The 21349-nt window shown below is 67.8% G+C and carries 15 protein-coding genes; 11 read left to right on the top strand and 4 right to left on the bottom strand.

Annotation, left to right across the window (positions count from 1 at the left end; genetic code table 11):
- Positions 1 to 216: 216 nt before the first annotated feature.
- The 3 genes from ade (at position 217) to TSB10P1A_RS01715 (ending at position 4862) form a co-directional block, all read left to right on the top strand.
- A complete protein-coding gene (gene ade / locus TSB10P1A_RS01725; RefSeq protein ID WP_186386180.1) occupies positions 217 to 1938 on the top strand; it encodes an adenine deaminase in 1722 nt (573 codons plus the stop codon).
- A 362-nt stretch (positions 1939 to 2300) separates the two neighbouring features.
- Complete coding sequence (locus tag TSB10P1A_RS01720; protein ID WP_244292925.1) at positions 2301 to 3866, top strand: long-chain fatty acid--CoA ligase; 1566 nt, start codon at positions 2301 to 2303, stop codon at positions 3864 to 3866.
- Between the two features lie 126 nt (positions 3867 to 3992).
- Positions 3993 to 4862, top strand: a complete 870-nt coding sequence (locus tag TSB10P1A_RS01715) for a helix-turn-helix transcriptional regulator (RefSeq protein ID WP_186386178.1) — start codon at positions 3993 to 3995, stop codon at positions 4860 to 4862.
- A 15-nt stretch (positions 4863 to 4877) separates the two neighbouring features.
- Here the strand turns inward: TSB10P1A_RS01715 and TSB10P1A_RS01710 are convergent, their stop codons facing one another.
- Entirely contained in the window at positions 4878 to 5876 is a 999-nt protein-coding gene (locus TSB10P1A_RS01710; RefSeq protein ID WP_186386177.1) for a DMT family transporter, read from the bottom strand.
- 298 nt (positions 5877 to 6174) lie between these two features.
- On the opposite strand from TSB10P1A_RS01710, the gene TSB10P1A_RS01705 reads away from it, so the two are divergent.
- Together TSB10P1A_RS01705 and TSB10P1A_RS01700 are read left to right on the top strand one after the other, a co-directional pair.
- A complete protein-coding gene (locus TSB10P1A_RS01705) occupies positions 6175 to 8478 on the top strand; it encodes a xanthine dehydrogenase family protein molybdopterin-binding subunit (protein ID WP_186386176.1) in 2304 nt (767 codons plus the stop codon).
- 136 nt (positions 8479 to 8614) lie between these two features.
- On the top strand, positions 8615 to 9595 hold the full coding sequence (locus tag TSB10P1A_RS01700; protein WP_186386175.1) for a DMT family transporter: 981 nt from the start codon (positions 8615 to 8617) through the stop codon (positions 9593 to 9595).
- Between the two features lie 25 nt (positions 9596 to 9620).
- Here the strand turns inward: TSB10P1A_RS01700 and TSB10P1A_RS01695 are convergent, their stop codons facing one another.
- Positions 9621 to 9857: an Lrp/AsnC ligand binding domain-containing protein gene (locus TSB10P1A_RS01695; RefSeq protein WP_186386174.1), complete on the bottom strand. Its 237-nt coding sequence runs from the start codon at positions 9855 to 9857 to the stop codon at positions 9621 to 9623.
- Between the two features lie 265 nt (positions 9858 to 10122).
- On the opposite strand from TSB10P1A_RS01695, the gene TSB10P1A_RS01690 reads away from it, so the two are divergent.
- Positions 10123 to 11265 (top strand): TRAP transporter substrate-binding protein, encoded by a 1143-nt coding sequence (locus TSB10P1A_RS01690; RefSeq protein WP_186386173.1) that lies wholly within the window; start codon positions 10123 to 10125, stop codon positions 11263 to 11265.
- Positions 11266 to 11292: 27 nt separating this feature from the next.
- Here TSB10P1A_RS01690 and TSB10P1A_RS01685 read toward each other — a convergent pair whose 3' ends face one another.
- Complete coding sequence (locus TSB10P1A_RS01685; RefSeq protein WP_186386172.1) at positions 11293 to 11988, bottom strand: TetR/AcrR family transcriptional regulator; 696 nt, start codon at positions 11986 to 11988, stop codon at positions 11293 to 11295.
- 430 nt (positions 11989 to 12418) lie between these two features.
- Here TSB10P1A_RS01685 and TSB10P1A_RS01680 point away from each other — a divergent pair, with 430 nt between their 5' ends.
- The 3 genes from TSB10P1A_RS01680 (at position 12419) to TSB10P1A_RS01670 (ending at position 18391) form a co-directional block, all read left to right on the top strand.
- Positions 12419 to 13504 carry an efflux RND transporter periplasmic adaptor subunit gene (locus TSB10P1A_RS01680; RefSeq protein WP_186386171.1) on the top strand — a complete coding sequence of 362 codons (1086 nt, stop codon included), beginning with the start codon at positions 12419 to 12421 and terminating at the stop codon, positions 13502 to 13504.
- Entirely contained in the window at positions 13501 to 16701 is a 3201-nt protein-coding gene (locus tag TSB10P1A_RS01675) for an efflux RND transporter permease subunit (protein WP_186386170.1), read from the top strand. The genes TSB10P1A_RS01680 and TSB10P1A_RS01675 overlap by 4 nt, the downstream gene beginning before the upstream one ends.
- A gap of 421 nt (positions 16702 to 17122) precedes the next feature.
- The gene (locus tag TSB10P1A_RS01670; protein ID WP_244292923.1) at positions 17123 to 18391 is read left to right on the top strand and encodes an OmpP1/FadL family transporter; all 1269 of its coding nucleotides are present in this window, start codon (positions 17123 to 17125) and stop codon (positions 18389 to 18391) included.
- Positions 18392 to 18468: 77 nt separating this feature from the next.
- Here the strand turns inward: TSB10P1A_RS01670 and TSB10P1A_RS01665 are convergent, their stop codons facing one another.
- Positions 18469 to 19248, bottom strand: coding sequence for an SDR family oxidoreductase (locus TSB10P1A_RS01665; protein ID WP_186386168.1), 780 nt, complete (start codon positions 19246 to 19248; stop codon positions 18469 to 18471).
- A gap of 239 nt (positions 19249 to 19487) precedes the next feature.
- Here TSB10P1A_RS01665 and TSB10P1A_RS01660 point away from each other — a divergent pair, with 239 nt between their 5' ends.
- Both TSB10P1A_RS01660 and TSB10P1A_RS01655 read left to right on the top strand, forming a co-directional pair.
- Positions 19488 to 20297 (top strand): UDP-2,3-diacylglucosamine diphosphatase, encoded by an 810-nt coding sequence (locus TSB10P1A_RS01660; protein WP_186386167.1) that lies wholly within the window; start codon positions 19488 to 19490, stop codon positions 20295 to 20297.
- The gene (locus TSB10P1A_RS01655) at positions 20294 to 21328 is read left to right on the top strand and encodes a glycosyltransferase family 1 protein (protein WP_186386166.1); all 1035 of its coding nucleotides are present in this window, start codon (positions 20294 to 20296) and stop codon (positions 21326 to 21328) included. The genes TSB10P1A_RS01660 and TSB10P1A_RS01655 overlap by 4 nt, the downstream gene beginning before the upstream one ends.
- The last annotated feature ends 21 nt before the right edge of the window (positions 21329 to 21349 follow it).

Genomic DNA, 21349 nt, shown 5'->3' with positions numbered 1-21349 from the left:
TCCCCTGATCCGCCTCCGCCTCTGCCGGGCGGATCGTCATGCGGTTTTATTTCTTTCAGTTGATTTATTAATTATCGGAACGGGGACCTTGTCAATCCGCTTTCCGTGCTGCATCGCGGAATCCGCAACGTCGGGTGGTGCTGGCGCGCCCTGCCGCGCTTGTGCCATGCTTGAATGCGAGGCAGGGTGCAGGGATCGCACGCCAGGGAGCAGAACATGCCGAACACGATGGAAACACGCGCCTTTCTGGAGCGGGCGATCGCGGCCGGGCGGGGAGAAATCCCGGCCGATCTGGTCGTGCGCAACGTTTGGCTGTTCTCCATCCTCGACGGATCGCTGACGGAGACGGATGTGGCGATTGTCGGCGAGCGGATCGTCGGAACACACGGCCGTTATCGCGGCGAACGGGAAATCGACGGGGGCGGCCGCATCGTCGTGCCGGGCTTCATCGACACCCATCTGCATGTCGAATCGTCGCTGGTGACGCCGCTGGAATTCGACCGCTGCGTGCTGCCGCACGGGGTGACGACGGCGATCTGCGACCCGCACGAGATCGCCAATGTGCTCGGCGCTGCCGGCCTTCGCTATTTCCTCGATGCGTCCGAGCGCACGCTGATGGACCTCAGGGTCAATCTCTCATCCTGCGTGCCGGCAACCGCCTTCGAGACCGCCGGCGCGCGGCTGGAGATCGAGGATCTCGAGCCGTTCCGCGCCCATCCCAAGGTCATCGGCCTTGCCGAATTCATGAATTTTCCCGGCGTGCTCGCCCGCGATCCCGGCGCGATCGCCAAGCTGGCGGCGTTCCAGGACGGCCATATCGACGGGCACGCGCCGCTCTTGTCGGGCCTCGATCTCAACGGCTATCTCGCCGCGCGCATCCGCACCGACCATGAGGCGACCACGGCAGCCGAAGCGCGCGAGAAGCTCGCCAAGGGCATGACCATCCTGATCCGGGAAGGCTCGGTGTCGAAGGATCTGGAGGCGCTGGCCGAGATCCTGACGCCGGACACCTCCTCCTTCGTCTGCCTGTGCACCGACGACCGCAACCCGCTCGACATTGCCGAGGAAGGCCATCTCGACAGCATGATCCGGCGGCTGATCGCCCGCGGCGCCCGGCCCTGCGATGCCTATCGGGCGGCGAGCTGGTCGGCGGCGGTGGCCTTCGGCCTGCGCGACCGGGGCCAGGTGGCGCCGGGCTGGCGCGCCGATCTCGTGCTGCTCGACGATCTGGAAGACTGCCGGGTTCACTCGGTGATCGCCGGCGGGCGGCCGGTCGACGAGGAAGCCTTCGCCGCGCGCGCGCCGCTGCAGCCGGTCGGGCTCGACAGCGTCCGCCTGCAGCGGCCGGTAACCGTGGCGGATTTCAGGATCGCGGCGTCCGGAGAGAACGAGACCGCCGTCATCGGCGTGGTGCCGGGCCGGATCATCACGGAGCATCTGGCGCGCAGCCTGCCGGCGGGGGAGGGCGGGTTGCAGGCCGATCCGGTGTCCGATGTCGCCAAGGTCGCGGTGGTGGAGCGGCATGGCAGGAACGGCAATATCGGCCGTGGCTTCGTCTCCGGCTTCGGCCTCCAGGACGGGGCGATTGCCTCCTCCGTCGGCCATGACAGCCACAATATCTGCGTCGTCGGCTGCGACGATCTGTCGATGGCAACGGCGGTCAACCGGATCGCCGAGCTGCAGGGCGGCTTCGTGGTGGCGAAGGGCGAGACGGTGATGGCGGAACTGGCCCTGCCGGTCGCCGGCTTGATGAGCCTTGCCGCCTTCGAGGAGGTGCGTCACGCGCTGGGCTCGCTGCGGATCGCCGCCCGTTCGCTGGGCTGCACCCTGCCGGAGCCGTTCCTGCAGGTGGCCTTCCTGCCGCTGCCGGTCATTCCGCACCTGAAGATCACCGACCGCGGCATGTTCGACGTGGACCGCTTCGCGTTGCTGGCGTGAGCGGGGTGCCATGCCCGCCATATCGAGGGCAGCGGCGGCATGATAGACTGCCCACTCGCTCGGCGGGCACATTTAACGTTGACGTAAAGGGAAGCTTTGGCCATGTTGAGCTAGCCGGGTAAGCCGGCCGCGGATCCGCGCGGGAGGCGGAGCCGCGAGAGGACACGGCCATGGCACCAAGGGCCGTCACACATTGGCGCCTTGAGACAAAGGGCCATGACACAACAGGGGCACGGGACAACGTGCCGGGTCCGGGAGGAACCATCGTGAGCGAACCGCAGGTTTGGCTTGCCGCTTTTCGTCCGCAGCCGATCCACACCTATCTCGATACGGCGGCCAGGGAACATGGCCGCAAGCCCGCCATGGATTTCCTCGGCAAGGGCTGGACCTATGGCGAGATTTCCGCGCTGTCCGACCGGGCGGCGGCGGGGCTGCAGGCGATGGGCATCGTCAAGGGCGACAAGGTGGGCCTGTGCCTGCCCAACACGCCCTATTACACGATCTTCTATTTCGCCGTGCTCAAGATCGGCGGCATCGTCGTCAACTTCAATCCGCTCTATGTGGAGCGCGAACTGTCCTTCCAGGCGCGGGACAGCGGCACGCGCATCATGGTGACGATGGACCTCAAGGTCATCTATGACAAGGTCGAGGCGGTGCGGCGCGAGGGCTCGCTCGACCGCATCATCGTCTGCCCGATGGCCGAGATCCTGCCGCAGCCCAAGAAGCTGCTGTTCACGCTGTTCAAGGGCCGGGACCGCGCCCGCATTCCGCAGGACGCCGCGCATCCGCGGTTCGCGGAGGTGATCGGTCACGGGGCCAGCCCACGCGTTGCCGACATCAAGCCCGACACCGACATCGCTGTCCTGCAATATACCGGCGGCACCACCGGCGTTCCCAAGGGCGCGATGCTGACGCATACCAACCTTGCCGCCAATATCGAGCAGATGCGGTCGCTCTTCTGCAACGCAAAGGTCGGCGAGGAGAGGATGCTCTGCGTCCTGCCGTTCTTCCATGTCTTCGCGATGACGGTGGCGCAGAACCTGTCCGTGGTGCTGGCGGCCGAGATGGTGTTGATGCCGCGCTTCGAGCTGAAGATGCTGCTCGAAACCGTCCGGCGGAAGAAGATCACGCTGTTTCCGGGCGTGCCGACGATCTACACCGCGATCAACAATTCGCAGATGACGCCGAACTACGACCTGACCTCGATCCGCCTGTGCATCTCGGGCGGTGCGCCGCTGCCGGTGGAGGTGAAGACCCAGTTCGAGGGACTGACCGGCTGCATCCTGGTCGAAGGCTACGGTCTGACCGAGGCCTCGCCCGTGGTTGCGGCCAACCCGCTCAACGAGAACCGGCGCGCCGGCTCGATCGGGGTGGCGATCCCGGGCACGGTGCTGGAGTTCCGCAGCCTGGAAAACCCGTCGGAACGCGTTGCCGAAGGCGAGAAGGGCGAGCTGGTGGTGCGCGGGCCGCAGGTGATGGCCGGCTATTACAACCGGCCGGAGGAGACGGCCCGCACGATCGAGAACGGCGCCCTGCATACGGGCGATGTCGGCTACCGCGACCCGGACGGTTTCGTCTATCTGGTCGACCGCATCAAGGACCTCATCCTGTGCTCGGGCTACAACGTCTATCCGCGGATGATCGAGGAGGCGATCTACCAGCATCCCGCCGTGGAGGAGACGATCGTCATCGCGATTCCCGACCCCTATCGCGGCCAGGCGCCGAAGGCTTTCGTCAAGCTCCGCTCCGGCGAGGAGCTGTCGGCGGTGGATCTGCGCAGCTTCCTGAAGGAGCATCTGTCGCCTATCGAACTGCCGCATGAGATCGAATTCCGCGACGCCCTGCCCAAGACGATGGTCGGCAAGCTGTCCAAGAAGGAGCTGGTGGAGGAGGAAGCGGCCAAGCGCGCCAAGGCGGAGGGCGGCTGAGACGCGGCCCCGGCCCGGCCCCGGCCCGGAGATGGCGACGGTGACGGCCGGCGCTTGATGCGCGCCGGCCGAGTTGGCATTGTCGGCCGCGATCCTTTCCGCCAATCGCTACGGGGCCCTGGCAAGATGACGGCCGACCTGCCGACCTACCTGACCACACGGGAAATGGCCGACCTGCTCCGGGTGAAGGAGCGCAAGATCTACGATCTGGCGGCGGCGGGGGAAATTCCGCACAGCCGCGCCACCGGCAAGCTGCTGTTCCCGCGCGAAGTGGTGCTTGCCTGGATCGAGAATGCCAGCGAGGCGCCGGCGGGCGACGGCGTCCGGCCGGCCGTGCTGCTGGGCAGCCATGATCCCCTGCTGGAATGGGCGCTGCGCGAATCGGGCTCGGGGCTCGCCGCCTTTTTCGACGGCAGCCTCGACGGGCTCGACCGGTTCGACCATCTGGAGGGGGTCGCGGCCGGCCTTCACATGGTTCAGGACGAGGGCTGGAACACCGACCTTGTCGCGCGGCGCTTCCGCTTCCGCCCGGTGGTCCTTGCCGAATGGGCCTGGCGGAACCGCGGCATCATCGTCGCGCCGGGCAATCCGCTCGGCATCGCCGCCATTGCCGATCTTGCCGGCAGGCGCGTGGTGCGGCGCCAGCCGCAGGCGGGCAGCCAGCACCTGATGGAGCGGCTGTTTGCGCAAGCCGGCATCGCGGTGCCGCAGGGCGGGCCGATGGCCCGCGACGAGCGCGAGGCGGCGCTTGCCGTGCTCGACGGGCGGGCGGATGCGGCCTTCGGCCTTGCCGCCTCGGCACGGCAGTTCCGGCTGGATTTCGTGCCCGTCTGCGAGGAGCGGTTCGACCTGCTGGTGTCGCGGCGGGACTGGTTCGAGCCGCCGTTCCAGGCGCTGATCGCCTTCAGCCGGACGCCGGCCTTCGCGCAGATGGCCGAAACGCTCGGCGGCTACCGGATCGACGGGATCTGGACGCCGCATTTCAACGGCGCGTGAGCCCTTGCTGCAAGGTCAGGGCGGATCGGCCCGCACGCCGACACGCGCGGTGACCTGGCGGCCGAGCCGGTTTTCCCGCCAGACCGTATAGAGCGCGCCGGCGACGATCAGCGACGCACCGGCATAGGTGACCGGCGCCGGCAGGTCGCCGAAGACCAGGAAGCCGATGATCGTCGCGTAGATCAGGCGGGCATAGTCGAGCGCGGCAAGCGCCGAGGCTTCGCCGGCGCGGAAGGCGCGGATGTTGCACATCTGCCCGGCCCAGGAGGCGATGCCGACCAGCAGCAGCAACCCCCATTCCTCCAGCGTCGGCGTGCGCCAGTTATAGAGGGCGATCGGCAGCATGATCAGGCCGACGAAGAAGGCCTGATAGGTGAGGATGGTCACCGGCCGCTCGACCTGCGACAGCTTGCGGATGATGATCATCACGACGGCGGCCGAGGCCGCGCCCAGCACCGCCATCGCCGCATAGATGCTGAAGCCGGTGTCGCCGCCCGGCTGGAGGATCACCACCACCCCGACAAAGCCGATGATGGTGGCCGCCCAGCGGTGCCGCCCGACCGTCTCGCCGAGGAACAGGATGGCGAAGATCGTCAGGAAGAAGGTCTTGGAAAAGGCGATGGCGGTGGCGTCGGCCAGCGGCAGGTGAATGATCGCGGTGAAGCCGGCCAGCATCGCCACCGAGGCGCAGCCGACGCGGATCACATGCAGGCCGGGGCGCTGCGTCTTCAGCGATCCGGGAAGGCCGGAGATGATCACCGGGGCGACGATGATCGTCATGATGATCTGGCGGATCAGGATGATCTCGGCGACATGCAGCCGCGCGCCCAGCAGCTTGATCAGCGTCACCATGGCGGTGAAGAAGATGCCGGCCAGCAGCATCCACAGGATGCCGCGGATGTTGTCGGGCAACAGGGAGAGCCTGTCGCCGGTGTCGCGGTAGCGCTGGGCGAGGCTGCGCCTGTCCGCGGAATCGGGAGGGTCCGGGGGCGTGTGCTCGGAAGGTGGGGGCATCGGGCTATCCGTGGGCGGGCAGGCGACGAGCGCCGCCGCAAGAAGGTGAGAGGCTGAGCATAGTCCCATTGTCCGCATTCGCGAAAGGGCCCGGCCGGTGTTCCGCTCCCCCTTGGCGGGAACGCGGTTTTGCCGCTAAGCTTCGCGCCTGCACACACTGGCGCTCCCGTCGGGACGCGGTATCCGCCATGATCGGCCTTGACCCTTCCGCAGCATGCGACATGTCGCATGCAACAGTTTCCGCAATCATCGCAGCGATCTCGGGACCCTGTCCCGCTGTCAGCAACGAGGCACTCGAATGAACGAATTGGTGCACGGCAAGTTCGGCATCGGCGCACCGGTGCGCCGCAAGGAAGACGACGCGCTGGTCACGGGCCGGGGGCGCTACACCGACGATGTGCAGCCGGAGGGGGCCTTGCGGGCCTATGTGCTGCGCTCGTCCGTCGCCCATGCCCGCATCGCCCTCGGCGATCTGGAGCCGGCACGGACCGCCCCCGGCGTTGCCATGGTGATGACGGCGGCCGACATTCCCGATCTCGGCCCGATGCCGACCAAGACGGTGATGACCCAGTCGGACGGCACCCGCCATGCGGTGCCGCCGCGCCCGGTGCTGGCCACCGACACGGTGCGCCATGTCGGCGAGCCGATCGCGCTGGTCGTCGCCGACACGCTCGCCAACGCCAAGTCGGCGGCCGAACTGATCGATGTCGACTATGAGCCGCTCGATGCGGTGATCGAGACGGGCGACGCCTTGACGCCCGGCGCGCCGCTGGTCTGGCCGCAGAGCGGCAGCAATCTCGCGTTCGTCTACGATGCCGGCGATGCGGCGGCCACCGACCGGGCGTTCGAGGCCGCGCATCATGTGGCCCGGATCGACATCGTCAACAACCGGCTGGTGTGCAACTACATGGAGCCGCGCGGCTGCATCGGCGAATATGACGCGGCGACCGGCCGCTACACGCTGACCGCCGGGACCCAGGGCGGGCACAGCATGCAGGCGATCATCGCCGGCGACATCCTCGGCATTGCGAGGGAGCGGTTGCGCGTCATCACCCCGGATGTCGGCGGCGGCTTCGGCACCAAGAACTTCGTCTATCCGGAATATCCGGCCTGCCTCGTCGCGGCGGAGCGTCTGGGGCGGCCGGTCAAGTGGATCTGCGAGCGCAGCGAGCATTTCCTCGCCGATGCGCATGGGCGCGACAATCTCTCCACGGCGGAAGTGGCGCTCGATGCCGATGGGCGCATCCTGGCGCTCAGGGTGGAGATCGTCGCGGCGATGGGCGCCTATCTGCACCAGTACGGCCCGATGATCCCGAGCTTCGGCCTGTCGATGGCGACCGGCCTCTACCACGTGCCGGTGATGTATGGGGTGGTCAAGGGCGTCTTCACCAACACCACGCCGACCGATGCCTATCGCGGCGCCGGGCGTCCCGAGGCGGCCTATCTGCTGGAGCGGCTGGTCGACAAGGCGGCGGCGGAGATGGACATGTCGCCGGCGGAGCTGCGCCGGCGCAACTTCATCCGCCCCGAGCAGATGCCCTACACGACCCTGACCGGGCGCATGTACGACACCGGCGACTTCGCCGTCCATATGGACCAGGCGCTGGCGGCGGCCGACTGGCAGGGATTTGCGGCGCGGGCGGAGGAATCCGCCGCGCGCGGCCGCTATCGCGGCATCGGCATGGCGACCTATATCGAGGCCTGCGCCTTCGCCGGCTCCGAGGAGGCGACGGTGGAGCTTGGCCGCGACGGCTCGCTGACGCTGCTGATCGGCACCCAGACCAACGGCCAGGGCCACGCCACGGCCTATGGCCAGATCATCGCCGAGCAGTTCGGCGTCGACCTCGACCGCATCACCATGATCCAGGGCGATACCGACCGGGTGCGCAAGGGCGGCGGCACGGGCGGCTCGCGCTCGATCCCGATCGGCCTTCCGTCCGTGCTGGAGGCCTCGCGCAGCCTCGTCAAGAAGATCAAGGATCTTGCCGCCGACAGGCTGGAGGCCGGCGCGGCGGACCTGGAACTGGTCGGCGGCGAGGTCCGCGTCGTCGGCACCGACAGGTCGGTGACGCTGGCCGAGATCGCCGCGTCCGCGCCCGAGCAGCTTTCGGCGCGCGAGGAGGTCAAGCAGGCGGAGGCGACCTATCCCAACGGCACCCATGTCTGCGAGCTGGAGGTCGATCCGGAGACCGGCGATATCGCCTTGCTGAACTATGTGATCGTCGACGACTTCGGCGTCACGGTGAACCCCTTGCTGCTGGCCGGCCAGGTGCATGGCGGTGTCGTCCAGGCCATCGGCCAGGCCCTGATGGAGAGCACCGTCTATGACGAGGACGGGCAGTTGCTGACGGCCTCCTTCCTCGACTACCAGATGCCGAGGGCGGCCGACATTCCCGACATCAGCTTCCAGACCCACAACATTCCCTCCACCACCAATGCGCTGGGGATCAAGGGAGCGGGCGAGGCCGGCACGATCGGTGCGGGCCCGGCGGTGATGAACGCGGTCGTCGATGCCCTGCGGCGCGGCGGCGTCCTTGCCCATATCGACATGCCGGCGACGCCGCAGCGGGTCTGGGAGGCGATCCGGGCGGCGAATAGCTGAGCTAAGTCATGTGTATCGCGCAAGGGTGCCTTGCATTTCCTGCAGGCGGCCTTGCGCGATTCATCCTATAAATAGAGGATGTTTCATCCTGCCGGCTGTCCGCACCGCCGGTCTCACGGGCGGACCCTGACCCGCAATGTCCCTTGAGCGCGCTGCCCCCGCAGCCAGCCAGTCGCCGGGAACGGCCGAACTCAACGCCTACAATCCCCGGCTCGGCATCGCGCTGAAGGTGGCGTCCGCGCTCGTCTTCACCGGCATGGTCGCCATGGTGAAGCTGCTCGACGGCGCTTATCCGGTCGGCGAGGTGATCTTCGCCCGCTCCTTCTTCGGCATGTTGCCGGTGCTGCTGGTGATCGCCTGGCAGGGCAGGGTGAGCGACGCCTTCGTGACGCGGCGGCCCTGGGGCCATATCAGCCGCGCGCTGGTGGGGGGAACCGCCATGTCGCTGTGGTTCGCGGCTCTGGCGCTGCTGCCGCTGCCCGATGCGACGGCGATCGGCTTCTCGGCGCCGCTGATGACGGTGGCGCTGGCCGCCGTGATCCTGCGGGAGAAGGTCCGGGCCTATCGCTGGAGCGCCGTCGCCGTCGGCTTCCTCGGCATCCTCATCATCCTGTCGCCGCATCTGTCCGGCGCCGCGCCGACGGACGAAGCCTCGCTCGGGGCGATGCTGGCTTTTGCCAGCGCGATCTTCATGGCGCTGGCGATGATCACCGTGCGCCGGCTGACCAGCACCGAGCGGACCTCGACCATAGTCGTCTGGTTCGCCGGCGTGACCTCGGTCTTCGCGCTGATGTCGGCGCCATTCGGCTGGGTGATGCCGGATGCCACCGACGCGGTGATGCTGGTGGCGATCGGGCTTTCGGGAGGCGTCGGGCAGATCCTGCTGACCCAGAGTTACCGCTATGCCGACGCCTCGACCATCGCGCCGTTCGAATACACGACGATGCTGTGGACCGTGCTGGTCGGCTGGATCGTCTTCGCGGAAGTTCCGACGCTCGAGGTCATCGGCGGCGCCGCCATCGTCATCGGCGCCGGCGTCTTCGTCATCTTCCGCGAGCGCCAGCTCGGCCTCGACCGGTCGCGGGAGCGCAGCACGGTCCCCCCGTCCAAGGTCTGAGCCGGCACGGCTCGTTCAAGGCGCGTCAGAACGCCTTGAACGTGATGATCGTCTTGGTGTCGAGGATGCCGTCGAAGGGATGGACCTTCTCGTTGACGAAGTGGCCGATATCCGCGTCGTCGTCGATGTAGAACTTGACCAGCAGGTCGTAGTCGCCGGCGGTCGAGTAGATCTCGGACGCGATTTCCGCATCGGCGATGGCGTTGGCGACCTGGTAGGCCTTGCCGAGATGGCATTTGATCATCACGAAAAACGGAACCATGGACGTCTCCGGCTGCAAGGGCGGCGGGCGCCGCGACTCATGGCGACAGTGAAGCGGATGCCGCCGGGTGGGGCAAGGGCAACCGTGCTGTGCCCCGGTCGGTCGCGGCATGTTGCGCGCGGTTGATAAACTTTGAACGCGCAAGGCTTGCGCAGTTGCCCCCCATGTCGGAGTCTGCCATGAAACACCGGTTCGAACAGTGTCCGCGTGCAAGCGGCGCGATCCGCGGCCCGGCATGCTCGGCACAGAGGGTTCCAGGCGTCGAATGACACATCGCAAGACATCCGCCAGTTCCTCGGGAGCCGCCTCGGTGACCCGGCGCGGCGCGCTCGGCCTTGCCGGGGCCGGTCTCGTCGGGACTGGGCTCGCCGGGACTGGGCTCGTCGGCGGGCTGGCCGCCCCGGCGCTGGCGCAGACGACGATCGAGTGGAAGATGGTGACGACCTGGCCCGCCGGCATGCCGGGTCCGGGCGTGTCGGCCGCACGGCTCTGCGACGCGATCGCGCGCCTCAGCAGCGGGCGGATGCGGGTGCGGCTGTTTCCCGCCGGCGGCCTCGTTGCCGGCGGCGAGGTCTTCGACGCGGTGTCCTCCGGTACGGCGCAGATGGGGCATTCATCGCCCGCCTTCTGGCAGGACCGGCTGCCGGCCGCCGTCTTCTTCTCGGCCGTGCCTTTCGGCCTGCTTCCTTCCGAGCATGTCTCCTGGCTGGAGCAGGGCGGCGGCATGGGGTTGTGGGAAAGGCTCTATGCGCCCTTCGGCATCCGGCCGTTCATGGGCGGCAACAGCGGGCCGCAGCTCGGCGGCTGGTTCATGCGGCCGGTGCTGTCGCTCGACGACTTTCGCGGATTGCGGATCCGCATGCCCGGCCTTGGCGGCGAGGTGATGCGCCGCCTCGGGGCGACGCCCGTGTCCCTGCCGCCGGGAGAACTCGTCGCGGCGCTGCAAAGCGGGCTGCTCGACGCGGCGGAGTTCCTCGGGCCCGAGGGCGACCGGGCGATCGGCCTGCAGAAAGTGGCGAAGCTGTGCTACACGCCCGGCTTTCACGAGCCGAACGGGGCGAGCGAAGCGCTGGTCAATCAGGTCGCCTATGAGGGTCTGCCGGATGATCTCAAGGCGGTGATCGTCGCCGCTTGCCGCACCGAGACGCTGCATTCCATCGCCGAGAGCTCCTGGCGCAATGCGGAGGCGCTGCGCCTCCTGGTCCAGGAGGACGGCGTCGAGTTGCGGCGCTTCCCGCCCGACGTGATGCTGGCCCTGCGCGACACGTCGCGGGATGTGGTCGCGGCGCTCGCCAGCACGAGCGACATCGCGCGGGACATTCACCTCAGCTACACGCGCGCGCTGGAGCGGCTGGCACCGTGGAGCGAGGTCAGCGACCGCCAGGTGCTTGAGGGGCGCGCGCCCTGAGCGGGCGACAGGACCGACCCTTGCGGCTCAGCACGCGGCCGGCTGCATCAGGCCCGGCGGCAGCTCACGGAAGCGGCCGTCGCGCAGGGCGGCGAGGGCAAAATCCACCATCGGCTCGAACATCAGGTCCTGGTGGCCTTCCGGCAGGCAGCGGCAGGTCTGGGCGACCAGCGCGGGATGGAAGAACATCACCAGCGAGTGCTGGAACAGCAGCGCGGCGGTGTCGGCATCCTGCTCGGGAAACTCGCCCCTCCCGATCCCTTCCCGGATCAGTCGGGAGAAGCTCGCGCGCATTTCGGCCTTGTGATTCTCGACCTCGTCCCAGGCCTCGTCCATCGCGGCTTCCAGCAGGTCGTGGATCTTGCGATGGCCGGTGTAGTGCTCGCGGACGTGGTGGAAGTGCTGGCGGACCATCCGGCGCAGCTTGTCGGCGCTGGCGCCGCCGGACGTGTCGACGCCCTTTTCCATGGCCGCGCGCATGCTGCTGGTGACCATCACGGCGACGGCCTTGGTCAGTTCCGTCTTCGAGGCGAAGAAGCGATAGACATTGGCCGGCGACATGCCGAGTTCGCGGGCGATGTCGGCCACCGTCGTCTTCTGATAGCCGTAGAGGTGGAACAGCTCGTTGGCCTTCTCGACGATGCGTCGCCGCGTCTCGCGCGTTGCCGGACTGCTCGTCCCGTCCCTGGCGGCTGCCTCTTCCCTATCCAGCAAGTCACTCATGATGCACTGATCCGGTTTTCTGGCCGCTGCCCTTGCGGCCCGGTTGCGCGGCAACCTTTTGCCCACAATGGGAGCCGTTGCGGCAGGCGTCAACTCGTGACCGGCGCCGGCGGCGTGCCAGCCGGCCTTGCCGGTCGGCCGCCGCGCCGCTGCCGCAGGCGTGGTCGGTCGGGCATGTCGTAGCGTGAATGTATGTCACACACCATGAATATATATGTCCTCTGACGATTATTGACAATCGTCATTGATAACTCATATTAGGGCTGCACGGCGATATCTCGCCGGTCACGATCGACCATGCCGGCTTGCCACGGGCGGGACGGCACTCCGAAAGGCCCGTATGATGAGCCGCTTACCCGCATTTCCCGCGCTTGCTGTCCCCACTGCCGCGCTTTTCCGTCTGCGGCGCATCGGCGGGCGGCTCGGGCCCATGCTGGTGTTGGCGGGGGTGATCGCCGGCTGCCAGCCCCAGGCGTCGGAGGAGGCGGACGTTGCGTCGACGCCGCGCGTGGTCTGGGTCGAGCCGGCCGTCCCGGCGGATGGCCGCAGCGTGACATTCTCCGGAACCGTCCATGCGCGCAGCGATGCGCCTTTCGCCTTCCGGGTGGGGGGCAAGATCTCGGCGCGGCTCGTCGATGTCGGCGACCGGGTCGCGGCGGGCCAGCCGATCGCCAGCCTCGAGGAGAACGACCTCAACGCGGCGCTGCGGGCGCGGCAGGCGGAAGAGCGCGCCGCCGAGGCACAGGCCCGGCGCACGGCGGAGGATCGCATCCGCGTCGGCGCCCTCAAGGACAAGGGGCATGTCTCGCAGGCGGCGCTCGATCAGGCGGTCGCGGCGGACGACGCCGCCGCCGCCACGCTGAAGGCGGCGGTCGAGCAGCGCATCCTCGCGGCGAATCAACTGGACTACGCGAGCCTGAAGGCGGATCGCGACGGGGTGGTGACGGCGGTGATGGCCGAGCCGGGCGAGGTTGTCGCCGCCGGCCAGGGCATCGTGCGCATCGCCGGCGATGCCGAGCGGGAGGTCGAGGTGGCGATTCCCGAGGCGCAGGTGACGGGGCTTGCCGACGCGCGCGCCAGCGTGACGCTCTGGGCCAGCCCCGACCGTCGCTATCAGGCCCGGCTGCGCGAATTGTCGCCGGTCGCCGACACGGCGGCGCGCACCTTCACCGCGCGCTTCGCCCTCGACGATCCGGGCGCCGACGCGCGGCTCGGCATGACCGCGAGTGTCCATCTCGAGCATGCGGCCCCGCAGGGTGAGGTCGCGGTGCCGCTGACCGCCGTGTGGTATTCCGGCGCCACGCCGCATGTCTGGCGGGCGGCTCCCGGAGCGGAGCGGGTCGAGGCGGTCGCTGTCGTGGTCCGCCGGATCGAGGCGGAGCGGGCGATCCTCTCCGGCCTTGCGAATGGCGACCATGTGGTCAGCCTCGGCGTTCACCGGCTCGATCCGGGCCTGAAGATCAACGCGGTGCTGCGACAGGCGCAGGGTCCGGTTCAGGTCGGAGCCCTGCGATGAGCAGCTTCAACCTGTCGGCCTGGGCCATTCGGCACCAGACGCTCGTTCTCTTCTTCATCCTCGTCACCGCGGTCGCCGGCGTTTACGCCTATGGCAATCTCGGCCGCAACGAAGACCCGTCCTTCACCGTCAAGGTGATGGTGGTGACGGCGGTCTGGCCCGGCGCGAGCGCTGAGGAGATGCAGGAGCAGGTGGCGGACCGGGTGGAAACCCGGCTGCAGACGCTGCCCTGGCTGTCGCGGCTGGAGACCTATACCCGGCCGGGCTTCATGGCGACGCAGATCGTCCTCGACGACGCGACGCCCCCCTCGAAGGTCGCGGACCTGTGGTATCAGGTGCGCAAGAAGGTGGGCGATATTTCCGGCGACCTGCCGCAGGGCGTGCTTGGCCCCTTCTTCAACGACGAATATGCCGACGTCTATGTCCAGGTGCATGCGCTGACGGCTCCGGGCGCGACCTGGAGCGAACTGTCGGATCTTGCCGAAATGGCGCGCCAGTCCTTCCTGGCGGTCGAGGGCGTCGAGAAGGTCCAGCTCTTCGGCGAGCAGGACCAGAAGATCCATGTCGATATCTCCTATGCCAAGCTCGCCACCCTCGGCATTCCCGTCAGCGCGATCTTCGATGCGCTGGCGGCGCAGAACGCAGTGGTTCCGTCGGGCTCCGTCGACACGCCGAGTGAGACGGTGCAGGTGCGCGTCAGCGGCAGCCTGCAGGGCATCGAGGCGGTGGCGGCCGTGCCCGTGCAGGCGGAGGGCCGGGTGTTCCGGCTCGGCGACATCGCGACGGTGACCCGCGGCCTCGCCGATCCGCAAAGCTATGTGTCGCGCTACAATGGCGAGGACGCGATCATGATCGGCGTCGCCATGTCGGCGGGCGGCAACGTGCTGGAGCTCGGCGAGCGCCTGCATGAGAAGGCGGCCGAGATCGAGGCGCGGCTCCCCCTCGGGGCCGAGATGCACCAGGTCTCGAACCAGCCGGAAGTGGTGGAGGAGGCCGTCGGCGAGTTCCTGCTGAAATTCGCCGTCGCCATCTCGATCGTGCTTCTCGTGTCCTTCCTGTCGCTGGGCTTCCGCACCGGCATCATCGTTGCCCTGTCGGTGCCGCTGACGCTCGCCGCCACCTTCGTGGCGATGATGCAGATGGGCATCGATCTGGAGCGCATCTCGCTGGGCGCGTTGATCCTGTCGCTGGGGCTCCTGGTCGACGATGCCATCATCGCCATCGAGATGATGGTGGTGAAGATCGAGCAGGGCTGGGACCGGGCCCGCGCGGCGACCTTCGCCTGGGAATCCACCGCCTTCCCGATGCTGACCGGCACGCTGGTCACCGTCGCCGGCTTCCTGCCGGTCGGCTTCGCCGCGTCGGCGGCCGGCGAATATGCCGGCGGCATCTTCTGGGTCGTCGCGACCGCGCTGCTGGTCTCCTGGATCGTCGCCGTCGTCTTCACCCCCTATCTCGGGCTGAAGCTGCTGCCGCGCTCGCTGGAGCGCCACGCGGCCGAGCGCGGGCACGAGGACGAGGACGCGATCTACCGCACGCCGGCCTACAACCGCCTGCGCCGGCTGGTCACCGGCGCGGTGCGCTTCCGTCTGCCGGTGGTGCTGGCCACCATCGGGCTGCTGGTCGCGGCCGGCTACGGCATGGGCTTCGTCAAGCAGCAGTTCTTCCCCAGCTCCTCGCGCCCGGAAGTGCTGGTCGAGCTGAAGGGGCCGGAAGGCGCCTCCTTCGCGGCGAGCGACCGGGAGGCGAAGGCCTTGGAGGCGTGGCTCGCGACCAGCGAGCATGTCGACTATTTCACCACCTATGTGGGGGCGGGCGCGCCGCGCTTCTTCCTCGCCTACAACCCGGCCTTGCCCAACCCGAGCTATGCGCTGATCCTGGTCCAGACCAAGGGCGGCGAGCATACGACGGCCCTCGTCAAGGAGTTGCAGGCCCGGTTCGCGGAGGCCGAGGGGGTGGTGAACGGGCGCGCCAACAAGCTCGAACTCGGGCCGCCGGTGGGCTATCCGGTGCAGTTCCGCGTCGTCGGGCCGGATCTGGAAGAGGTGCGGACCATTGCCGCGCGGGTGCGCGATGCGATGCGCGCCCACCCGGACACGCGCAATGTCGAGCTGCAATGGGGCGAAAAGGTCAAGAGTGTGCGGCTGGAGGTCGATCAGGACCGGGCCCGCGCCCTCGGGCTGTCGACGACGGAGATCGGCCAGTCGCTGCAGACGCTGCTGTCCGGATACGAGGTGACGGCGCTGCGCGAGGGACGGCATTCTGTCGGGGTGGTCGTGCGGGCGGACGAGGCGGAGCGCGCCGCGCTCGGCGATATCGCCGACATGGTGCTGCAGGTGCGCGACGGGCGGGCGATCCCGGTGTCCCAGGTGGCGCGGATCGACTACACCGCCGAGGATCCGATCTTGTGGCGGCGGAACCGCGAGACGGTGCTGGCGGTGCGGGCGGATGTGGCGGCCGGCGTGCAGGCGCCGGACGTCACCGCGGCCCTGCTGCCGACGATGCGCGAGATCGAGGCGACCCTGGCGCCGGGCTATCGCATCGATACCGGCGGGGCGGCGGAGGAATCGGCCAAGGCCAATGCGGCGCTCGCCAAGGTGTTTCCGCTGATGTTCCTGGCGATGGCCGTCCTGATCATGCTGCAGATGCAGTCCTTCTCGAAGACCATCCTGGTGTTCATGACGTTCCCGCTCGGCCTGATCGGCGCGGTCGCCGCGCTGCTGATCGCCGATGCCGCCTTCGGCTTCGTCGCCATTCTCGGCGTCATCGCGCTGGGCGGCATGGTGATGCGCAACACGCTGATCCTGGCGGACCAGATCGACCACGATCTGCAGGCCGGGGCGACCATGCGCGAGGCGATCATCGAGTCCACCGTGCGCCGGGCAAGGCCGGTGATCCTGACCGCGCTGGCGGCCGTGCTCGCCTTCATCCCGCTGACGATGAACATCTTCTGGGGGCCGATGGCGATCTCGATGATCGGCGGCCTGACCGTGGCGACGGTGCTGACGCTGGTGTTCATGCCCGCGCTCTATGCGCTCTGGTTCCGCCGCCGGCTGGACAGGACGGAAGCGGAGGTGAACGCGCCCAAGACCCCCGCCGGGGAAACCGGCCGCAAGTCCGATATCGGACCTGCGAAACAGGACACGGCAGAGCGTGCACCGGACCCCGCGCCGGCTCTGCCGCAGGCGGCGGAGTGACGTCCCCCGTTGCTCCGCCGCTCCTGAATTGTTGCGATTGAGCAACACATAGCAGAAAAGACACGAGAGGCAGTATCTCTACGAATTTGCCTAAAATCTAGGCAATTGCGCGTCGAGTGTGTGGCGATGTCGCGAAACTGTCACGGGTGCTCCGATTTTCGCGTGGCCGACGACCTTCCGTTGCGTAAATATCTCGTTACGGAACCTCCGGGCCGGCTTTTTTGCGTTAACTTGCTCGTCAAGCCCTCGCCAATCATGACGATTGCGAAGATGTCGTGGGTTTTTCATCCTTCCTCAAACAGGACGAACGCGAGGGGTTGTTCGTACCTGACATTCTGGGAGGAATGGTCGAGACATGGCACTCACGAGCACGGCACTTACGAGGAAGAGCCTTCTATTGTCCGCCGCTGCCATTGCGGTGGTGTCTGCTTCAACATCCGCCTTCGCCGGCGGTTTCGCTTTGCGCGAGCAGAGCGCCTATTATCAGGGTATGTCGTTCGCCGGCAGCGGCACCACCGGTCCGTCGATCTCGTCGATGTTCTGGAACCCGGCGACCATCACCGGGGCCGGGGAGGGGTTCACCTTTGAGAGCCATCACTCGCTGATTGCTCCCAATGCCGAGATCACCGGCAACTTCACGCCTTCGGCCATCGGTGCCGGCGTGCTCGGCCTGACGCCGAGTTCGGCGCCCTCGGGCGACATCGGCAGCGAGGGCTATGTGCCGGCGTCCTACACGGCCTACAAGCTCACCGACCAGATCTTTCTGGGCCTGTCGATCAACGCGCCCTTCGGCCTGACCACCAAGCCGCACCAGAACTGGGCGGGGCAGTTCTATTCCAGAACCTCCAAGGTGATGTCGGTCAACGTGACGCCGACCATCGGCTACAAGCTGAACGACATGCTGTCCTTCGCCTTCGGCGTCCAGGTCCAGTATTTCAAGGTCACCCTGAAGTCGGCGCTCCCCAATGTTCCGGGCTACCCCTCGGCGATCCTGGACGGCGACGATGTCGGCTTCGGCGTGACGGCGGGCGTCACCTTCAAGCCGTTCGAGGGCACCGAGCTCGGCCTCGGCTTCCGCTCGGGAATCAGCCAGTCGCTCGACGGCAACATCCAGACGCCCGCCGGCTTGACGGCGATCGACGCGGGGCTGGTCACGCCGGAAATGATCAACTTCTCGGCCAAGCAGCGCGTCACCGACGCCTTCCGCGTCTTCGGCACGGTCGAGTGGACCAACTGGAGCCGGCTGAAGTCGCCGCGCGTCACCTCGCAGGCGACGGGCGCCACCGTGCAGACGCTGCACTTCAACTATCGCGATGCCTGGTTCTTCGCCATCGGCGGCGAGTACGACGTCACCGACGCCCTGACGATGCGTGCCGGTATCGGCTACGAGATCTCGCCGATCACCGACAAGATCCGCTCGACCCGCCTGCCGGATACCGACCGGCTGTGGCTGTCGGCCGGCGCCAGCTACAAGGTCACCGACGATATGTCCCTCGACCTCGGCTACACCTATATCCACGCGGGCAAGGCCAACATCAACATCGCTCCGGGCCATCAGGACTACAACCCGAATGTCGGCAGCTATGTCGGCAAGGCCAATGCGCATGTGAACATCGTCTCGGCGTCGCTGCGCTACCGTTGGGGCGGGCCGGCGGCGCGGCCGGACTACGACAGCGCGCGCGGCTACTGAGCCGCAGCCTGAACCGAAAGACGACAGACGCCGGCGGGCATCTCCCGCCGGCGTCCTGCGTTTGTGGCTGAGCGGCGTCAGAAGGCGGCCGGGTAGAGGCCGCCGTCGATCAGGATGTTCTGCCCGGTGACATAGGCCGCGTGCTGCGAACAATAGAAGGCGCAGATCTGGCCGAACTCCTCGGCGGTGCCGAAGCGGCCGGCCGGGATTTCCGCCTGCTGCGCCCGGCCGATGTCGTCGGCGCTGCGGCCGCTCAGGCCGGCCGCCCGTTCGATGCCGCCGCGCAGCCGGTCGGTGTCCATCTTGCCCGGCAGCAGGTTGTTGATGGTGACGTTGCGGCCCGCATAGGTCCGGCAGACGCCGGCGAGAAAGGCGGTGAGGCCGGCGCGTGCGCCGCTCGACAGGTCCAGGCCCTCCAGCGGCATGCGGACGGTGATCGAGGTGATGTTGACGATGCGGCCGAAGCCGCGCTCGGCCATTCCGTCGGCGACCTTCTGGATCATCTCGATCGGCGAGACCATGTTCTGGATGACGCCGTCGATCATCGCCTCGCGGTCGAGTTCGCGATAGTCGCGGCGCGGCGGGCCGCCATTGTTGTTGATGAGGATATCCGGCTGCGGGCAGGCGGCGAGCAGCGCCTCCTGGCCTTCCTGCGTCGAGACATTGGCGACGACGGGGGTCACGGTCACGCCGTAGCGGGAGCGGATCTCGCTGGCGGTCTTGTCGAGGCGGAGCCGGTCGAGCCCGTTGATGACGAGGTCGCAGCCGGCTTCGGCCAGCGCCTCGGCGCAGCCGCGCCCCAGGCCCCGGCTGGAGGCGCAGACGATCGCCTTGCGGCCGCTAAGTCCAAGATCCATGTCGTGTCTCCCGAGTGTCGCCCGGACGGGGCGGGGGCCCCTCCGGTGATCGTTGCCGATTGATAGCGGACCCGTCCCCGTCCCGTCCAGTTGCGCGGCCCTGCCGCAGGTCCTGTCCTGCGCCGGCGGCAATGCGGACAGGTTTCGGTGCCGTCTTTCGAGTCGTTTTCCGCCGCCTGTCATATTTCTGAGACCGGAATCGCGCATTTAGACGCTCAAAGTCTTGTCAGGAGCGTGCCATGTCCTCCGAGCCGGCCCCGAGACATTTCCGGGCGATCTTTCTGTCCGATATCCATCTGGGGACGCGTGGTTGCCAGGCGGACATGCTTCTCGATTTCCTGAAGTATCACGATGCCGAGACCATCTATCTGGTCGGCGACATCGTCGACGGCTGGCGGTTGCGGCGCATGTGGTATTGGCCGCAGGCCCATAACGACGTGGTGCAGAAGCTGATGCGCAAGGGGCGCAAGGGCGCCCGCATCGTCTATACGCCCGGCAACCACGACGAGTTCCTGCGCGATTTCCTCGGCACGCATTTCGGCGGCATCGAGGTGATCGAGGAAACCGTGCACGAGACGGCCGACGGTCGCCGCTATCTCGTCATCCATGGCGACCGCTTCGACGTGGTGGTGCGTCATGCCCGCTGGCTCGCCTTCCTCGGCGACTGGGCCTATGTCAGCGCGCTCAACCTCAACACCGGTCTCAACGTGCTGCGCCGGCGGCTGGGGCTGACCTACTGGTCGCTGTCCGCCTGGGCCAAGCTCAAGGTCAAGAACGCGGTCAACTTCATCGGCAAGTTCGAGGAGACCCTGGCGGGGGAGGCGGAGCGGCAGGGCGTCGACGGGGTGATCTGCGGCCATATCCACCATGCCGCCGACCATCACGAGTTCGGCACCCATTACATCAACACCGGCGACTGGGTGGAAAGCTGCACCGCCGTCGCCGAGCATCACGACGGCACGTTCGAGATCATCCGCTGGGCGGAGGCGGCGCGGCACGTGCAGGCTGCCGAGAGCCGTGCCACCGGACGGGCGCAGGCGGCGGCATGAAGTCGCTGCTGATCGTCACCGATGCCTGGCATCCCCAGATCAACGGCGTGGTGCGCTCCATCGAGCGGACCGTCGAGGAACTGCTGCGGATGGACATGCCGGTGGAGGTGCTGTCGCCGGCGGATTTCTTCACCGTTCCCTGCCCGACCTATGCGGAGATCCGCCTGTCGCTGACGACGCCGGCGGCGCTGCGGCGGCGGGTGCTGGCCGGCGGTTACGATCACCTGCACATCGCCACCGAAGGCCCGCTCGGGCTGATGGCCGCCCGCGTCGCGCGCAGCCTCGGCATCGTCTACACCACCAGCTATCACACCCGCTTTCCCGAATATCTGTCGGCCCGCATGCCGGTGCCGATGTCTTGGTCCTATGCCTGGCTGCGCGGGTTCCACAATGCCGGTCACGGCTGCATGGTGGCAACGCCGACCCTGGAGCGGGACCTGACGGCGCGCGGCTTCACCAAGCTGATGCGCTGGTCGCGCGGCGTCGATCACGAGCTGTTCCGCCCGCGCGAGGGCAGCGCCCTGGGCGAGGGGATCGCCGGGCCGATCTTCATGTATGTCGGCCGCGTGGCGGTGGAGAAGAACATCGCCGCCTTTCTCGATCTCGACTTGCCCGGAACGAAGGTGGTGGTCGGCGACGGGCCGCAACTGGCGGATCTGCGCGCGCGCTATCCGCAGGTCCTGTTCACCGGCTCGAAGACCGGCGAGGATCTCGCCTGGCACTATTCCTCCGCCGATGTGGTCGTCTTCCCGAGCCGCACCGACACGTTCGGCAATGTCCTGCTGGAAGCGCTGGCGGCCGGCGTTCCCGTCGCGGCCTATCCGGTGATGGGGCCGCTCGACATTCTCGAGGGCACCGGGGCCGGCGTGCTGGACGAGGATCTCGGCCGCGCGGCGGTGGCGGCACTGGCGATCTCGCGCGAGCGCTGCCGCGAGGTGGCGCTGTCCTACAGTTGGCAGGCCAGCACTCGCCAGTTTCTCGGCAACTGCCTGCACGCTGCCGAGATCGCGCAGTCTCGCGGCGCGGCGTGACCGGCCGGCGATCTGCGCCGG

It is taken from the genome of Stappia sp. TSB10P1A, from assembly GCF_900185725.1.
In the GTDB taxonomy this organism is placed as follows: Bacteria; Pseudomonadota; Alphaproteobacteria; order Rhizobiales; family Stappiaceae; genus Stappia.
This window is presented reverse-complemented; position numbering and strand designations above follow the sequence as displayed.

Coding starts and splice junctions, on each gene's coding strand:
- ade (WP_186386180.1), top strand. CDS start 217: ATGCCGAACACGATGGAAACACGCGCCTTTCTGGAGCGGGCGATCGCG.
- TSB10P1A_RS01700 (WP_186386175.1), top strand. CDS start 8,615: ATGTCCCTTGAGCGCGCTGCCCCCGCAGCCAGCCAGTCGCCGGGAACG.
- TSB10P1A_RS01665 (WP_186386168.1), bottom strand. CDS start 19,248: ATGGATCTTGGACTTAGCGGCCGCAAGGCGATCGTCTGCGCCTCCAGC.
- TSB10P1A_RS01715 (WP_186386178.1), top strand. CDS start 3,993: ATGACGGCCGACCTGCCGACCTACCTGACCACACGGGAAATGGCCGAC.
- TSB10P1A_RS01720 (WP_244292925.1), top strand. CDS start 2,301: ATGGATTTCCTCGGCAAGGGCTGGACCTATGGCGAGATTTCCGCGCTG.
- TSB10P1A_RS01705 (WP_186386176.1), top strand. CDS start 6,175: ATGAACGAATTGGTGCACGGCAAGTTCGGCATCGGCGCACCGGTGCGC.
- TSB10P1A_RS01680 (WP_186386171.1), top strand. CDS start 12,419: ATGCTGGTGTTGGCGGGGGTGATCGCCGGCTGCCAGCCCCAGGCGTCG.
- TSB10P1A_RS01660 (WP_186386167.1), top strand. CDS start 19,488: ATGTCCTCCGAGCCGGCCCCGAGACATTTCCGGGCGATCTTTCTGTCC.
- TSB10P1A_RS01675 (WP_186386170.1), top strand. CDS start 13,501: ATGAGCAGCTTCAACCTGTCGGCCTGGGCCATTCGGCACCAGACGCTC.
- TSB10P1A_RS01710 (WP_186386177.1), bottom strand. CDS start 5,876: ATGCCCCCACCTTCCGAGCACACGCCCCCGGACCCTCCCGATTCCGCG.
- TSB10P1A_RS01685 (WP_186386172.1), bottom strand. CDS start 11,988: ATGAGTGACTTGCTGGATAGGGAAGAGGCAGCCGCCAGGGACGGGACG.
- TSB10P1A_RS01695 (WP_186386174.1), bottom strand. CDS start 9,857: ATGGTTCCGTTTTTCGTGATGATCAAATGCCATCTCGGCAAGGCCTAC.
- TSB10P1A_RS01655 (WP_186386166.1), top strand. CDS start 20,294: ATGAAGTCGCTGCTGATCGTCACCGATGCCTGGCATCCCCAGATCAAC.
- TSB10P1A_RS01690 (WP_186386173.1), top strand. CDS start 10,123: ATGACACATCGCAAGACATCCGCCAGTTCCTCGGGAGCCGCCTCGGTG.